The sequence below is a fragment of the Vibrio scophthalmi LMG 19158 genome (assembly GCF_000222585.1).
Taxonomy (GTDB): Bacteria; Pseudomonadota; Gammaproteobacteria; order Enterobacterales; family Vibrionaceae; genus Vibrio; species Vibrio scophthalmi.
The window spans coordinates 1-16,775 of sequence record NZ_AFWE01000044.1; the positions used below are offsets into that span (position 1 = coordinate 1).

The following is a 16,775-nucleotide window of genomic DNA, read 5'->3' on the forward strand; positions in this document are numbered from 1 at the left end:
AGTCGGGAATCTAAATAATGAAATGAATGACATGCGTTAGATGCGAAAAGGGGTGAGACCTTCGGTTTAAGCTAAAAATTTCTAATTTTTTTCACCTTTTCCCTTGAAATGCGTTTTGACGCCCTTATCTAAGGTGCATACAAGAAGCAAACATAACAATGTTTGTTTGTGAGCAAGGGTTGAAACCCAATTCTCTATCCCCACATATGGGATAGAGCAAAATAAAATAGAATTTATTCGGAGATAGCCTGATGGGTAGAATCATTGGTATTGATTTAGGTACTACTAACTCTTGTGTTGCAGTTTTAGACGGCGACAAACCACGCGTAATTGAAAACGCGGAAGGCGAACGTACAACCGCATCTGTTGTTGCATACACAGACGGTGAAACACTAGTAGGTCAACCTGCTAAGCGCCAAGCTGTTACAAACCCAACTAACACGCTATTTGCAATCAAGCGTTTGATCGGTCGTCGTTTTGAAGATCAAGAAGTTCAACGCGACATCGAAATCATGCCTTACAAAATTGTAGCGGCAGACAACGGTGATGCTTGGGTAGAAGCGCAAGGCCAAAAAATGGCTGCTCCTCAAGTTTCAGCTGAAATCCTGAAAAAAATGAAGAAAACAGCAGAAGATTTTCTTGGTGAAGAAGTTACTGCTGCTGTTATCACTGTTCCTGCATACTTTAACGATGCACAACGTCAAGCAACTAAAGACGCTGGCCGTATCGCAGGTCTAGAAGTTAAACGTATTATCAACGAACCAACTGCAGCAGCACTTGCATACGGTCTTGATAAGAAAGGCGGCGATCGCACTATCGCAGTATACGACCTTGGTGGTGGTACATTCGATATCTCTATCATCGAAATCGATGAAGTAGAAGGCGAGAAAACGTTCGAAGTTCTAGCAACTAACGGTGACACTCACCTTGGTGGTGAAGATTTCGATACTCGTATGATCAACTACCTAGTTGACGAGTTCCAAAAAGAGCAAGGCATCAATCTTAAGACTGATCCTCTAGCAATGCAGCGTGTTAAAGAAGCAGCAGAAAAAGCGAAGATCGAGCTTTCTTCTACTACTCAAACTGACGTAAACCTACCTTACGTAACTGCAGATGCAACTGGTCCTAAGCACATGAACGTTAAAGTGACTCGTGCGAAACTAGAATCTCTAGTTGAAGACCTAGTACAACGTTCTCTAGAGCCTCTAAAAGTTGCTCTAGCAGATGCAGACCTATCAGTAGGCGACATCACAGATGTTATCCTAGTGGGTGGTCAAACTCGTATGCCTATGGTTCAAGCGAAAGTTGCTGAATTCTTCGGTAAAGAAGCACGTCGCGATGTAAACCCTGATGAAGCAGTAGCAATGGGTGCTGCAGTTCAAGGTGGTGTACTAGCGGGCGAAGTAACAGACGTATTGCTACTAGACGTTACTCCACTGTCTCTAGGTATCGAGACGATGGGCGGCGTAATGACTAAGCTTGTTGAGAAGAACACGACTATCCCAACAAAAGCGAACCAAGTTTTCTCTACTGCAGAAGACAACCAAAGCGCAGTAACTATCCACGTAATCCAAGGTGAGCGTAAGCAAGCTAGCCTGAACAAATCTCTAGGTCAATTCAACCTAGAAGGCATTCAAGCTGCACCACGTGGTATGCCACAAATCGAAGTAACTTTCGACCTAGATGCGGATGGTATCCTGCACGTATCTGCGAAAGACAAGCAGACTGGCAAAGAGCAGAAGATCACGATCCAAGCTTCTGGCGGTCTAAGCGATGAAGACATCGAGAAAATGGTTCAAGAAGCTGAAGCTAACAAAGAAGCGGACAAAAAGTTCGAAGAGCTAGCGACAGCACGTAACCAAGCTGACCAAATGATTCACGGTACTCGTAAGCAAATCGAAGAAGCTGGTGAAGCACTTCCAGCAGATGAGAAAGAGAAGATTGAAGCAGCAATCGCTGAACTTGAAGTTGCACGTAAAGGCGACGACAAAGAAGCAATCGATGCGAAAGTTCAAGCGCTAGCAGCAGCAGCTCAAAAGCTAATGGAAATCGCTCAACAGCAAGCTCAAGCACAACAAGGTGCTGACGCGGGTCAACAACAACAGTCTCAAGAAGATGATGTTGTAGATGCGGAGTTTGAAGAAGTTAAAGACGACAAAAAATAATTTCGTCGCAGAGTAGCCTGATTTCGTTATCGGAAGTGCTCACCTACTAGCGTAGGCTCCGCGCTTCCTCCTAGAGCTCAAGCTATCTGCTTAGAAATTTGTCTCGAAGACTTATTAATACGGGCGTCAGAGGTAACTCTCACGCCCGTAAATTTGTATTTAGACTTGTCGATCTAGATAATAGCTTTATTCGGCGTTTCAGCCGGCAGAACTTTTATCTAGATTGATACACAGACTACTGAAGTGACCATTCGGTAGTGGCAATTATTTTGGTGACCTAGAACATGTCAAAACGTGATTTTTACGAAGTATTAGGCGTAAGCCGTGATGCAGAAGAGCGCGAAATTAAGAAAGCGTATAAGCGCTTAGCGATGAAATTCCACCCAGACCGCAATCAGGGTGATGACACTGCATCAGACAAGTTTAAAGAAGTAAAAGAAGCGTACGAAATCCTAACCGATCCTCAAAAGAAAGCGGCGTACGATCAATATGGTCACGCAGCCTTTGAACAAGGCGGTGGCGGCTACGGCGGTGGTTTTGGTGGCGGTGGTGCTGATTTCGGCGACATTTTTGGTGACGTATTTGGCGATATCTTCGGCGGCGGTCGTCGCGGTGGTGGTGGCCATTCACGTGCACAGCGCGGTTCAGATTTGCGTTACAACATGGAGCTTTCTCTAGAAGAAGCGGTTCGTGGTGTATCAAAAGAGATTGAAATCCCAACGCTGGTTCATTGTGATAGCTGTGATGGTAGCGGCGCGAAGAAAGGCACTTCAGCAGATACTTGTGGCACTTGTCATGGCCACGGCCAAGTACAAATGCGTCAAGGTTTCTTCGCGGTACAACAAACCTGTCCTACCTGTCATGGTCAAGGTAAGATCATTAAAGACCCATGTAATGTGTGTCATGGTCAAGGCCGTAAGCAGAAGACGAAAACCCTTAACGTTAAGATTCCAGCAGGCGTGGATACCGGTGACCGCATTCGTCTAACGGGCGAAGGTGAAGCGGGAGAAATGGGCGCACCAGCGGGTGATCTATACGTTCAAGTACATGTTAAAGAGCACCATATTTTCGAACGTGAAGGCAATAACCTTTACTGTGAAGTACCAGTGAGCTTTGCAATGGCAGCACTGGGTGGTGAAGTTGAAGTCCCAACGCTGGATGGTCGTGTTAGTCTGAAAGTACCTTCTGAAACGCAAACTGGCCGTATGTTCCGTATGCGTGGCAAGGGTGTTAAAGGCGTTCGTGGCGGCGGTATTGGCGATTTGATCGTCAAACTTGTGGTTGAGACGCCAGTTAACCTGAGCTCACGTCAAAAAGAACTGCTAAGAGAATTTGAAGAATCTTGTGGTGGCGATGCAGCAACTAAGCATAAGCCTAAATCGGAAGGTTTTTTCAACGGTGTGAAAAAGTTCTTTGATGATCTAACCAGTTAATGTCGTTATGACTGATTTGAAAGCCCGCTAATTTAGCGGGCTTTTTTGTATCTGCGATCGCATGGTTTGATCATCTGTTGTCTTGTTCACTCATACTAATCAAAGTGCTAATACCAACAAGTTGACGGCTGTGCCACTCCTGCTTGATTCAAACTTAGCGTATCGGTTGGGGTATTTAAGCATGGATCATCTTGTTGCTGGTTGAGCGGTAAGGCCATTAAGGTGTAACCGTCAGCGGTAATGACCACCGAGAAACGATAATGCTGCGTATTACTTTGACAAACTAAGCAGTTGGCCGCAGAGATGACACTCTGTTTTGCTACGGAATAGTCTTGATTTGCATCTTGGTTGTAGCTGTTTTCTAAGTAGAGTTGCATTCGGCTTAGGTCCGCCAGCGCAACCATTCGTTTGGCTTTGATGCTTTGCCTTTTAAAGCTAGGGTAAGCAACGCTGGTGATGATTGAAATTATCGTCATCACGATCAATAGCTCGATCAGTGTCATTGCCTTTAATCTTTTGTTTGCCATGTTTGCACCGTCAAATTGGATTCGTTTTCAGAACTTTCTACCTGCTTTATCGCTTATTTTTCTGAGCTGCTAGCATGGATGCAAGATTGAATTTACTTACCCATCGGCTTGCAAAGGATTTTGAGAAATGGTTCGAGGCTTTACCTTAATAGAGCTGATCATCACTTTGGCGATAACGGTGAGTTTGCTGTTTTTCGCTGCGCCTAGTTTTGATGCGCTATTGAATAAAGTAAAAATGCAGCGTTTGGCTGGTGCGTTGAATGGATTTTTAATGCAAGCGAAGTCAGAAGCGATTACCCGCAATAAAAAGCTCTATGTACACTTTTCATTTGCTCACTCTACGCGGATAACCGGCGGAGTTTGGCATCTCACGCTTACCGACTCTTCTACATCAACAGGGCAATTATTGCTGCATTTGGATGGTGCGGCTTACGCCAATATCAGCATTCAACACAGTTACCATTCGGCATACATTAGCTTTGATGGAGTACGTGGTCGTCCTAATGGTGGTCATATCGCTTTTAATCCACACAATGATCCCAGTGGCGCGCTGCGTGTGATCATCGCCAATCCTCCTGGAAGGGTGAAAGTATGCAGTGGCAGTGAGGATCGATATGGTTATCCCGTTTGCAGTTAAACACCGTGATAGGCAAAAGTCAGGGCGGGTAAATGCTGGATTTTCGCTGGTGGAAGTGATGCTCGCTGCGACCTTAGGTTCACTAGCTCTCGCGTTAGTCGGCAGTCTGTTTATTTCGGCACAAAAAATTGCACGACAAAAAAGCCAACAACTCTATTTGCTGCAATCGATGAGCAATGCTTTTCAAACCATTGAAGAAGATATTCAGCGTGCAGGATTCGATAATGGTTTTGGTCATACCTTGCGCTTAATGAGTGCCGCGAATGTGATTGAGCAAAATGGTGCCAGTGAATTTGGCTTAGCCTATTACCGAGAGATGGCGAGTAATGATAACTATCGAATGGTGCGTTATTACCTCAACAGCGGAAAGCTAATGGTGTGCGAGCAGGGGAGTGCTTTATCTTCAGCAATAAAACCCCTTCATCAGATCCAAGCGTGTCGCAGTTTACTTGATGAGCGTGTACTACGGGTTACCTCGTTTGCCATAACCTCTTCACCTTTGAGTAACAGCCACGCCTATTCTGCGTTGTGGCATTTAACGCTGGCAGTGCAAAGTTTAGATCTTAATGATTCTCGCCAGCTAACCGTTGATGTCACGCAGAGAAATTGGCAATGAATTCATCATTTTCAATTAACTCAATTAAGCCTCGATGTTCATTCAGGTTGCGACGTCCAATAAGGCTGCAATTTTCCACAAAGCCACAGCTTCCAATTAGACGACAGCAAGGTGCCGTTACTCTGTTATTGACCTCATTGTTGCTGGTCGTGATTCTGCTGCTCACATTGGGCAATTATCGGATCACTTTCCATCAAATCAAAATTGGTCAGAATGAGTTAACTGCGCGCCGCTTGCACTGGATGGCGGAAGGTGCCATTGAGTGCCTTTTTACCTATCTTCGAGTCTCCAATGCCAATCCAGCCGAACTCACTGAAGGAAATAGCTCAACGGCGTTGAGTGAGATGCAAAGTCTTTGTTTGAACGACTTAACTCATCAAGCGCTCTTTACCGAACTGGACACGACTCATCACTATCGTTTGGTATTTGCATGGCAGCATCAACGGTTGGTGAGTAAAAGTGTGGTTGCTAAGCTGCATGATGGGCAAATGGTCTATTTTTGGTTACAGGGATCGTGGCGTGATTGGTAAAGCGCACGGTTTTACCTTATTGGAGGTGATGGTTTCGTTTGCTTTGATCACGGTAGCAGCGTTAGGTTTGATCCACTTACAAGCGAAGCTGGCACAGCAGACGAGCTTTACGCTCCATAGCTTAGAAGCATTGCATTTGGCTGAACAACAAATGGAGCACTTTCGCACTCGTGCGGCGAACACTAGCGGTGGTGTTGGCTTGATCGCTTTTGCTGATCTAGCGCTACCGCAATATTGTGGGCAGGGCATAAATGCTCTGAGCGGATCTCGGTATAGTTTGACCTGCGAGGTAAAGGCTGTGAGTGGCGCCTTAGCGGGGAAGTTAAAACAGGTCACCGTTATAGTGAGTTGGCCGCGAAGAGTTCAAGGGCATCCATTGATACCCGTATTGTCGCTATCATCTGCTGTAGGCTCTCATCAGCTCTCTTTGAACAGTTACTTATCGAGATACAGTGAGTTCGATGAGCAATAAATTGCTTCTGGCACGTTAAAATTGCAATTCTTTACATAATCGTTAAATACAGTTTGCTGTTTGTGAGTGAATTGGTGTTGTGGTTGTTATGTTGTCTTGCCAGTTTTGCAAAATATGTCTCCAAATATGGAAATTCTTTCAGGACTATGTGCTTTTGTGTTGTGAATTGAATAAAATGCACAACTAACAATCGACCGAAATAATAATTCTATCTATAGGTCATAAGTCACAACATCACATATGGAATTACCATGAGTAATCAAGCTGTAAATAAAGCACCATCACCAAAGCCGAGTGGTATGGATCGCTTCCTAAACGCGATTGAACGCGCCGGCAACAAAATTCCAGATCCAGCGATTCTGTTCTTCTGGGCTCTCGTGATCACTTGGGTGCTATCTGCCCTTTTATCAAACGTTACGTTTGATCTTGTAAACCCTCGCACCGGTGAAGCACTTTCAGTTACTAACTTGTTAACGGGCGAAGCGCTTGCTAGCTTCCTTGCGAACATGGTGACGACATTCACAGGTTTTGCGCCACTAGGTATCGTATTGGTTGCGATGCTAGGTGTTGGTGTGGCTGACTCTTCTGGCTTTATCACGACTGGCCTAAAGAAAATGCTGAACTTCACGCCAGCAAAACTATTAACGCCAATGCTGATCTTGGTTGCGATCGTATCGCACACAGCAGCGGATGCGGGTTACGTATTGGTCATCCCTCTTGGTGGTATCATCTTCCACGCAGCGGGTCGTCACCCTCTAGCGGGTATTGCAGCAGCATTCGCTGGTGTATCGGGTGGTTTCTCAGCGAACTTTATTCCTTCTGGTATCGATCCATTATTGGCAAGTTTCACGCAATCTGCCGCTCAAGTTTTAGATCCAGAATACATTGTTAACCCACTAGCAAACATTTACTTCACGGGTTTATCTTCAATCATCATCATCTTGATTGGTTGGTATGTAACTGAAAAGATCATTGAACCACGCTTAGCAAATATGCCTATGGATGAAGATGCAGAAAAAGCACCGGATCTAGGTACGTTCACTGCTATTGAGTCAAAAGCGTTCCGCGCTGCTGGTTGGGCGATGGTGGCGGGTATCGCACTACTTGTCGCGGCACTTATTCCTGAAACGTCAGCGTTGCGTTCACCAAATGGTGAATTGACGGCTTTTGACGCTCCAGTAATGAAGTCAATCGTTCCACTGATCTTTATCCTGTTTATCATTCCTGGTTACGTTTACGGTAAAGTAGCGGGCACGTTTAAAACCAGCAATGACGTTATCAAAGCGATGGCAACGACCATGTCTACCATGGGCGCATACATTGTAATGTCGTTCTTCTGTGCACAGTTCCTATCTGTATTTGCTCAGTCAAACATTGGTACTATGCTGGCGTTATACGGTGCTGAAGGCCTGAAAGCGATGAACCTGTCGGGTGAAGCAACGATCGTTGGTATGATTCTACTAACGGCGTCGGTTAACCTACTAATCGGTTCTTCTTCTGCGAAATGGGCTTTGATTGGTCCAATCCTAGTGCCAATGCTAATGGCAGTGGGTATCTCTCCAGAACTTTCTCAAGCGGCATACCGCGTGGGTGACTCGGTATCGAACATCATCTCTCCACTGATGGTATTCTTCCCGCTTGTTGTGGTTTACTGTCAACGTTACGTGAAGTCGACGGGTATCGGTACGCTAGCATCTTTGATGATGCCTTTCTCTATCGCAATGCTAATTGGTTGGTCTATCTTCCTAATCGCATACTGGATGATTGGTATTCCTCTAGGTATCCAAGCGCCGTACACTTACGCAATGTAATCACTGCTTGATGTAGTCGATACAAATGGTTACAAGCCTACCCGACAGGGTAGGCTTTTTTTTATTTGCGACACGCTATACACTGCATGCGACGGCAATTGCCGTTATACATGGAAAATCACCAACTATGAAAATTCTGCTTTTAGTAGGGTTAATTGTTTTAAACGGTCTATTTGCGATGTCAGAGATCGCTTTAGTCGCAGCCAAAAATAGTCGACTTAAACGCTTAGCTAAAAAGCATCGTGCCGCTCAAGTTGCACTCGACCTAAAAGAAAATCCCACGCGTTTTCTCTCTACCATCCAAATTGGTATTACCGTGATTGGTCTATTGAGCGGTATTGTGGGTGAAGCCACGTTATCAGTACCATTAGCGGCACAGCTTGAGCTTTGGGGCTTAGATGCGACTCAAGCTGATATTTTTTCGACAGCGATTGTCGTGGTGGGTATTACTTATTTTGCGATTGTTGTTGGTGAGCTTGTGCCGAAACGTTTTGCGCAATCTCAAGCAGAAACGATTGCTGTGTTGGTCGCTTTGCCAATTTATTGGATTTCAAAAATCACCACACCATTTGTCTTCGCGCTATCTTGGTCTACTGAGACATTGTTGAAATTATTGGGTCAAAAAAGCCAAGAAGACAGTGTGACGGAAGACGACATTCACGCGCTGGTGAAAGAAGGTTCAGAGTCAGGTGTGATTGAGCGCGGTGAGCAAGAGATGATCCGCAATATTTTGCAGCTTGATGACCGCTTAGTCAGTTCGTTGATGACCCCGCGTCGCGACGTAGACTTCATTGATATCGATCAGCCGATTGAACAGCTCCTCAAGCGACTTCGCTCAACCAAGCACAGTGTCTTCCCGTTGTGTCAGGGGCATATGAATAAGATTGTTGGTACGGTGTCGGCCAAGGCTCTGCTCAACCAAGCAAATAACCTCAATATGCAAGTGATTATGGGGCTGTCGAAAGCACCGGTCTATATTCCTGAATCAATGAAAGGCTTACGTCTACTGACTTACTTTAAAGAGTCAGGCTCGGAGATGGCGTTTATTGTTGATGAGTATGGCGATGTCCAAGGCCTTGTGACGCACTATGATGTGTTGGAAGCGATTGCGGGTGAACTGTCAAACAATCCTAATGATCTTTGGTCTGAAGAGATTGATGGCGAACTGTTCGTCGATGGTTTGATTCCAATTAGTGAGCTGAAAAACCGCTTAGAGCTGTCTGAACTCGAAGGGGAAAGTGAAGGCTTCCAAACGCTGAATGGTTGGGTTACATGGTTACTGGGTCGTCTGCCAGAGATCGGTGAAGTGATCGATTGCCAGCAGTGGCACTTCGAAATCGTGGCGGTGGAAAATAACCGTATCGTCAGTGTAAAAGTGACGCCAATTGAGCAGCAAGCGAGCGAGTAATACACGCACTGTTGTCCATTGTGTCTAAGATTAGGTATGCTTTGCCGCATACCTATTTTTTTGTTCGTCTTTAGGAGCCGACTTTGTCGCAATCCCATTCTCAACCACACTCTTCACTTCAATCTGCGACGTCGTCGCCTGCGGATTCGTCGTTGCAATTTAGCGCCCAAGATGAGCATTTTATGCGCCGCGCGATGGCTTTGGCTGCACAGGCTGAGTTGGAAGGGGAAGTACCGGTTGGCGCGGTGCTAGTGAAAGATGGTGAAGTGATTGCAGAAGGTTGGAACCAATCTATTGGCCAGCATGATGCCAGTGCTCACGCCGAGATGCAGGCAATTCGTAAAGCCGGACAAGCGGTGGAAAATTATCGCTTACTGGATACCACGCTCTATGTCACTTTAGAGCCATGTCCAATGTGTGCTGGTGCTTTACTGCATAGCCGTGTGAAGCGTGTTGTCTTTGGTGCCCCTGACCTTAAAGCGGGCGCGGCGGGAACGGTTCTCAATCTCTTTGAACATCAAGCGGCGTATCATTACGCACAGGTTGAACATGGGTTACTTGAAGAGGATTGTCGCAGTCAATTGCAGGCTTTTTTTAAGCGTCGCCGTAAAGAGATTAAAGCGCGTAAGCAAGCAGAAAAGAAAGAAGCCGATCAGGGTGAGTAACCCTTTGGAAGTGAGGTTAGTAAATATCAACCGCTATTTACTAACCTTCTCGTCTCATCTAACACTCAAGTTGAGCTAAAGTCAGCTGAAGGCTCAGTAACTTGATAGCTGCATGAATGCTCGATGGCGGGCAATCACCTTTTTCTTGTTGTTGACTAGCTTGCGTTTACGGCGGTTAGCAGCAACAGTCTTTGTAAGGCGTTTTGATTGCATGCGACGTTTACGCATAATCACAATCTCCTACAGATATCTGTAAAATCAAATATTCCTAAAATTCAACACAAACGTCCCCTCTCTTGCTCGTAAAACGGAGTGAAGAGTGAGTGCAGTGTTGTGTGGTATTAGGAGTCCGAAAGCAGCTTCGCGGATGATAGTCAGCAGAGGTCTATGAGTGAGTCAGTTGCTCTGCTTGCGCGAAGGGCAGTGAGTATCTCTGGTTTGTAGGGCAAATATCAAGCAAGAGCCTCAACTAAGTGAGGCTCTTTTGATTTGGATTCGCTTATCTCGCCGTTATTCTTCGCTTTTGGCTACGCTAGCGGCAGATACACTGCCTGAAACGGCAGGTATTGCGGTAGAAGCAGGGCTTATTGAACTGCTTGCCGCTGACAAGACGCTCGGGTCGAGTTGAATCACTGTTAAATCGTTGATATCAACTTCTCCTTCATCAGGCGTTTGTTGCTCAATGTGGCCAATAATGCTCTGGTAGTAACGACGAATATTCTCGACGTAGTTTTTCGCTTCATCACCACGCGCATAGCCGTAACGGGTTTGGCGATGGTACTTCGCTTGGCGTAAAAGAGGTAAGCGCTCTTTTACATCAGACCATTGGTCAGGATTACCGCCTTGCTTCTTAGTGAGGCGACGAGCATCCATCACGTGACCGTAGCCGACGTTGTAAGAAGCTAACGCAAACCAAATCTTCTCATGTTGCTCAATCGAGTCAGGAATGCGTGCCACCATTCTACGTAGGTACTCAACCCCGCCTTTTACTGATTGTTCGGGATCAAGGCGGTTGGTTACTCCCACACTTTTCGCCGTTGGCAGCGTCAGCATCATCATTCCGCGTACACCTGTCGGTGATTTTGCCATTGGGTTCCAATGTGATTCTTGGTAAGCCAGTGCCGCGATTAAGCGCCAATCGAACTCTTCGGAATATTGTTTAAATAACGGTGACCATTTCGGCAGCTTGTTATCCAGTGCACGGATAAACGCACGGGTATCAACGTAATCAAATGAGCCTACATGACCGATGTATTTCTCTTCTAATTGAGCCAGTTCACCCGATTGTTTTAAATGGCCGAAGAACTCAATCACCATCGCATACAGGCTTTCATCTTCAGAGCGACGTAAGAACCACGATGTTGGTTGATCTTCTGTTAATTCAAATGCGGTCGCCACATCAGGGTAGATGCGTTGTGATAAGGAGACTTCCACTGAATCTGCCACAGTAAAGCGAATGTCACTTTCAGAGACCTCTTTTAGTAGGTCATTGACATCGGCATTGGGATCAATCGTAAACTTAAACTCAGGGTGTTCTTGCTGAATTTTGCTGAGTGTCTGGTTGAAATGAGAATCGCCAACGATAGTGACAATCGGCTGTCCTTCATTTTCTTCAATTAATTCGTTTTGCTTAGCTAACAATTGCTCAAGATTACGTGGGCGCCATTTGCCTTTCTCATAGATCAACTGCTGGCTGACGTAGTAATACGCAGGGCCAGGGCGAAAGCGCTGCATACGTTCAGGAGATTGGGTAAGGCCTGCGGCAATAATATCTATTTCGCCATTTTCCAATGCAGGATAAAGGTTTGAAATGCGATAAGCGGGTTTCATTTCCAAACGTACGCCAAGCTCTTTAGCGAACTGACGCGCAATTTCATAATCCAAACCAGCAGGGCCATCGGGACCGATGTAGTAAGAAAGCTGATTATTTAGGGTACCCACACGCAATACACCGCGTTCGCGGATTTGGTCTAGGTCGCTTTTTGGTTCAGATTCGATCTGACAGCCAGCGAGTAAAACCGCGCTGAAAACAAGCACAAAATAGGTCCGTGCTTTGGTTAAAAATTGGCTACTCATTTAGTGATTCTCATACTTCATGTATGGCCTTTATATCAGAGTGGCGAGATAAGGCAAAGTGCAGCGAAAGCGATCGCGACCACCGCTTTGTTTTTGCACAATTTAGCTGTAATTCAAATTTGACAAAAAAAAGTGCGCAAACGTTTGCTTTTGATGTTACATCACAAAAACAATTGCTTTATAATGCCTGCGCAACGGCTAGGTAGGATTGGCATGAGTTTGTAATGGATGTTATTTAACCATTTGAATTTATTCCAATATTACTTTCATTAATCGTAGAGAGACCTAAGCACATGAGAATTTTGCGTGGCTCCCCAGCTCTTTCAGAGTTTCGTGTTAACAAGCTTCTTGAACTTTGCCGTGAACAGCAATTACCTGTGACCGCTATTTACGCTGAGTTTATGCATTTTGCTAACTTGACGGCCGAGCTTGCTCAGCCTGAGCTTGAGAAGTTAGAAAAACTCCTCACTTATGGCCCAACTATTGAAGAGCACGATCCTGCAGGATTGCTACTTCTTGTGACGCCACGCCCAGGCACTATCTCGCCATGGTCTTCAAAAGCAACAGATATTGCTCGTAACTGCGGTTTGGACCAAGTTCAACGTCTTGAGCGCGGTACAGCGTATTATGTTGAAACCTCTACAGAGCTGAACGAACTGCAAAAGCTTGAGCTTAAAGCCATCTTGCACGATCGTATGATGGAAGTGGTTTTCACCGATGTTGAATCTGCAGAGGCACTGTTTAAAGTGTCACAACCTGCACCATACGCTGAAGTGGATCTACTGGACGGTGGTCGCGCTGCGCTTGAAAAAGCAAACGTTACCCTAGGTCTTGCTTTAGCTGAAGATGAGATTGATTACTTGCTAGAAAGCTTTACCGAAAAGCTTGGCCGTAACCCTACTGATATCGAATTAATGATGTTTGCTCAAGCGAACTCTGAGCACTGTCGTCATAAGATCTTTAACGCAGATTGGACTATCGACGGTGTTAAACAAGATAAATCATTGTTCAAGATGATTAAGAACACCTTTGAAGTCACCCCTGATCACGTTCTTTCTGCTTATAAAGATAACGCGGCAGTCATGACGGGCTCAGAAGTGGGTCGTTTCTTCCCAGATCCAGAAACTCGCCAGTACAACTACCATCAAGAGAAGACTCACATCTTGATGAAAGTTGAAACCCATAACCACCCAACGGCTATTTCCCCATGGCCGGGTGCATCAACGGGTTCTGGTGGCGAGATCCGCGATGAAGGCGCAACGGGTATTGGTGGTAAGCCAAAAGCAGGTCTTGTGGCATTCTCTGTCTCGAACCTTAAAATCCCGAACTTTGTTCAGCCTTGGGAAACCGATTTTGGTAAGCCAAGCCGTATCGTTACTGCGTTAGATATCATGCTTGAAGGCCCACTTGGTGGCGCTGCATTCAACAATGAATTTGGTCGTCCAAACCTACTTGGTTACTTCCGTACTTACGAAGAAAAAGTAAACTCTCACGCTGGTGTTGAAGTGCGTGGTTACCACAAGCCAATCATGCTAGCTGGTGGCCTAGGTAATATCCGTGATGAGCATGTGCAGAAGAAAGAGATCCCAGTCGGTGCAAGCCTAATCGTTCTTGGTGGTCCTGCGATGAACATCGGCCTTGGTGGCGGTGCGGCATCTTCTATGGATTCTGGTTCTTCTTCTGAAGATTTAGATTTCGCTTCGGTACAACGTGAAAACCCAGAGATGGAGCGTCGTTGTCAGGAAGTGATTGACCGTTGTTGGCAGCTAGGTGATGCCAACCCAATCGCCTTTATCCACGATGTGGGCGCGGGTGGTATCTCAAATGCCCTTCCTGAGTTAGTAGACGACGGTGAGCGTGGCGGTATCTTTAACCTACGTGACGTACCAAACGATGAGCCGGGTATGAGCCCACTTGAGATCTGGTGTAACGAATCTCAAGAGCGCTATGTAATGGCGGTAGCGGATAAAGACATGCCAACGTTCGATGCGATTTGTAAGCGTGAGCGTGCACCATACGCAGTGGTCGGTAAGGCAACGGAAGAGCGTGAACTTAAACTGCAAGATTCACACTTCGACAACACGCCAATCGATATGCCAATGGACATCTTATTAGGTAAAACACCTAAGATGCACCGTGACGCGCAAACGCTAAAAGTGAACAATCCCGCGATTGATCGTTCTGGTATCGAAATCAACGAAGCGGTTGACCGCGTTCTTCGTCTACCAACCGTGGCTGAGAAAACCTTCCTTATCACTATTGGTGACCGTTCAGTAACTGGCCTTGTGGCTCGTGACCAAATGGTGGGTCCATGGCAGGTACCTGTTGCTAACTGTGCGGTAACGGCGGCAAGTTACGACTCTTACCACGGTGAGGCGATGTCTCTTGGTGAGCGTACGCCAGTGGCACTACTAGACTTCGGCGCATCAGCTCGTCTAGCAGTTGGTGAAGCAATCACTAACATCGCAGCGACCAATATCGGCGATATCAAACACATTAAACTGTCGGCGAACTGGATGTCTCCAGCGGGTCACCCAGGTGAAGATGCCGGTCTTTACGAAGCGGTTAAAGCGGTTGGTGAAGAGCTATGTCCAGCGTTGGGTCTTACTATCCCGGTGGGTAAAGACTCTATGTCGATGAAGACTAAATGGGAAGATAATGGCGAACAGAAAGAAGTCACGTCTCCGCTATCTCTTGTTATCACTGCGTTTGCACGTGTTGAAGATGTTCGTAAAACGATTACGCCTCAGCTGCGCACCCCGAATAACCTTGAAGGCTTAGGCGCTACAAGCTTAGTTCTTATCGACCTAGGTAACGGCAAAAACCGTTTAGGTGCCACGGCACTAGCGCAAGTTTACAAACAACTTGGTGATAAGCCCGCTGACGTAGACAACGCGGCGCAACTAAAAGGTTTCTACGAAGGCGTTCAAACGCTGGTTGCTAACGACCAAGTTGTCGCTTACCACGATAAAGGCGACGGCGGTCTATTCGTTACTCTAGCTGAAATGGCGTTCGCAGGTCACTGTGGTGTTAATGCAAACATTGAAGCGCTTTTAGCTGCATCAGAGAACAGTGAAGACACTTTGGCCGCACTATTCAACGAAGAGCTAGGTGCGGTCATCCAAGTTCGCAACGATGATTTAGACGCTGTTCTTTCTACGCTTGCTGCAAACGGTCTAGAAGCGTGTTCACACATTATCGGTTCTGTTGAAGATTCTGATCAGCTCGTGATTAAGTCTGGCGAGTCTATCGTGATTGAACGTAACCGTACGGAACTACGTACTATCTGGGCTGAGACGACGCATAAGATGCAAGGTCTACGTGATAACCCAGCATGTGCTGACCAAGAACATGAAGCGAAGAAAGACAACTCAGATCCTGGTCTGAACGTGAAACTGAGCTTTGATGTGAACCAAGACATTGCTGCGCCATATATTGCCAAAGGCTTGAAGCCTAAGATGGCGATTCTGCGTGAGCAGGGTGTTAACTCACACGTTGAAATGGCCGCAGCATTCGACCGTGCAGGTTTTGAAGCAACGGATATTCACATGAGCGATATCCTTACCGGTCAAGCGGTACTTGATGAGTACCAAGGTCTTGTGGCTTGTGGCGGTTTCTCTTACGGTGATGTACTCGGCGCGGGCGAAGGCTGGGCTAAGTCGGTTTTGTTTAACGACTCGACTCGTGAGCAATTTGCCAACTTCTTCAAGCGTGAAGATACTTTCTCTCTCGGTGTGTGTAACGGTTGTCAGATGCTGTCTAACCTACGTGAACTTATCCCGGGTGCTGAGTACTGGCCACGTTTCGTTCGCAACGAATCAGAGCGTTTCGAAGCTCGCTTCAGCCTAGTTGAAGTTCAGAAATCGGATTCTGTCTTCTTTAACGGTATGGAAGGTTCTCGTATGCCAATCGCGGTTTCTCACGGTGAAGGCCGCGTAGAAGTGCGTGACAACGACCACCTAAATGCGATTGAAAACTCAGGTACGGTTGCACTGCGTTACGTTGATAACCACGGTAACCCAACGCAGCAATACCCGAACAACCCGAACGGTTCACCAAACGCTATCACCGGCCTAACAACGACGGATGGTCGCGTGACTATCATGATGCCGCACCCTGAGCGTGTATTCCGTACCGTTGCCAACTCTTGGTCTCCAGAAGGTTGGGGCGAGAATGGCGCGTGGATGCGTATGTTCCAAAACGCACGTAAGAATGTGGGTTAATCGCGATAAAGTTCGTCAACGTTAACAAAAATAGAAAAGCGCTGGTTGAGAGACTGGCGCTTTCTTTTAGGGCTTAGCCTGATAGGACGCTACGCTTCGAGAGGCGGGAACGCTTCGCTCTAGAAATCGAGAGGTATGCGCTGGAATATTAAAGAGAGATACATGGATTCAAAAGTGGTTGACAGTACTTGTCCCTAAATAGGCAAAATGAT

General features: G+C 46.3%; 13 protein-coding genes. 10 read left to right on the forward strand and 3 right to left on the reverse strand.

The window, feature by feature from the left end:
- Nucleotides 1–251 precede the first annotated feature (251 nt).
- Together dnaK and dnaJ are read left to right on the forward strand one after the other, a co-directional pair.
- On the forward strand, nucleotides 252–2,165 hold the full coding sequence (dnaK, locus tag RH88_RS02620) for a molecular chaperone DnaK (protein ID WP_005593271.1): 1,914 nt from the start codon (nucleotides 252–254) through the stop codon (nucleotides 2,163–2,165).
- 284 nt (nucleotides 2,166–2,449) lie between these two features.
- Complete coding sequence (dnaJ, locus tag RH88_RS02625) at nucleotides 2,450–3,598, forward strand: molecular chaperone DnaJ (RefSeq protein WP_005593272.1); 1,149 nt, start codon at nucleotides 2,450–2,452, stop codon at nucleotides 3,596–3,598.
- A gap of 107 nt (nucleotides 3,599–3,705) precedes the next feature.
- Here dnaJ and RH88_RS02630 read toward each other — a convergent pair whose 3' ends face one another.
- Nucleotides 3,706–4,125: a type IV pilin protein gene (locus tag RH88_RS02630; RefSeq protein ID WP_241212154.1), complete on the reverse strand. Its 420-nt coding sequence runs from the start codon at nucleotides 4,123–4,125 to the stop codon at nucleotides 3,706–3,708.
- 127 nt (nucleotides 4,126–4,252) lie between these two features.
- Here RH88_RS02630 and RH88_RS02635 point away from each other — a divergent pair, with 127 nt between their 5' ends.
- The 7 genes from RH88_RS02635 (at nucleotide 4,253) to tadA (ending at nucleotide 10,264) form a co-directional block, all read left to right on the forward strand.
- Nucleotides 4,253–4,762, forward strand: a complete 510-nt coding sequence (locus RH88_RS02635) for a GspH/FimT family pseudopilin (RefSeq protein ID WP_005593274.1) — start codon at nucleotides 4,253–4,255, stop codon at nucleotides 4,760–4,762.
- The gene (locus tag RH88_RS02640; RefSeq protein ID WP_005593277.1) at nucleotides 4,740–5,378 is read left to right on the forward strand and encodes a PilW family protein; all 639 of its coding nucleotides are present in this window, start codon (nucleotides 4,740–4,742) and stop codon (nucleotides 5,376–5,378) included. The genes RH88_RS02635 and RH88_RS02640 overlap by 23 nt, the downstream gene beginning before the upstream one ends.
- Entirely contained in the window at nucleotides 5,375–5,908 is a 534-nt protein-coding gene (locus RH88_RS02645; RefSeq protein ID WP_241212155.1) for a hypothetical protein, read from the forward strand. The genes RH88_RS02640 and RH88_RS02645 overlap by 4 nt, the downstream gene beginning before the upstream one ends.
- A complete protein-coding gene (locus tag RH88_RS02650; RefSeq protein WP_005593280.1) occupies nucleotides 5,898–6,380 on the forward strand; it encodes a type IV pilus modification PilV family protein in 483 nt (160 codons plus the stop codon). The genes RH88_RS02645 and RH88_RS02650 overlap by 11 nt, the downstream gene beginning before the upstream one ends.
- A 251-nt stretch (nucleotides 6,381–6,631) precedes the next feature.
- Nucleotides 6,632–8,191 carry an AbgT family transporter gene (locus tag RH88_RS02655; RefSeq protein ID WP_005593281.1) on the forward strand — a complete coding sequence of 520 codons (1,560 nt, stop codon included), beginning with the start codon at nucleotides 6,632–6,634 and terminating at the stop codon, nucleotides 8,189–8,191.
- A gap of 127 nt (nucleotides 8,192–8,318) precedes the next feature.
- On the forward strand, nucleotides 8,319–9,599 hold the full coding sequence (locus tag RH88_RS02660; protein ID WP_005593282.1) for a hemolysin family protein: 1,281 nt from the start codon (nucleotides 8,319–8,321) through the stop codon (nucleotides 9,597–9,599).
- A gap of 152 nt (nucleotides 9,600–9,751) precedes the next feature.
- Nucleotides 9,752–10,264 carry a tRNA adenosine(34) deaminase TadA gene (gene tadA, locus RH88_RS02665; protein ID WP_040757813.1) on the forward strand — a complete coding sequence of 171 codons (513 nt, stop codon included), beginning with the start codon at nucleotides 9,752–9,754 and terminating at the stop codon, nucleotides 10,262–10,264.
- A gap of 93 nt (nucleotides 10,265–10,357) precedes the next feature.
- Here the strand turns inward: tadA and RH88_RS23995 are convergent, their stop codons facing one another.
- The gene (locus RH88_RS23995; protein WP_005593284.1) at nucleotides 10,358–10,492 is read right to left on the reverse strand and encodes a hypothetical protein; all 135 of its coding nucleotides are present in this window, start codon (nucleotides 10,490–10,492) and stop codon (nucleotides 10,358–10,360) included.
- A 282-nt stretch (nucleotides 10,493–10,774) separates the two neighbouring features.
- Nucleotides 10,775–12,340, reverse strand: a complete 1,566-nt coding sequence (mltF, locus tag RH88_RS02670) for a membrane-bound lytic murein transglycosylase MltF (RefSeq protein WP_005593285.1) — start codon at nucleotides 12,338–12,340, stop codon at nucleotides 10,775–10,777.
- Between the two features lie 293 nt (nucleotides 12,341–12,633).
- Between mltF and purL the strand changes: the two genes are divergently transcribed.
- Nucleotides 12,634–16,563, forward strand: a complete 3,930-nt coding sequence (purL, locus tag RH88_RS02675; protein WP_005593286.1) for a phosphoribosylformylglycinamidine synthase — start codon at nucleotides 12,634–12,636, stop codon at nucleotides 16,561–16,563.
- The last annotated feature ends 212 nt before the right edge of the window (nucleotides 16,564–16,775 follow it).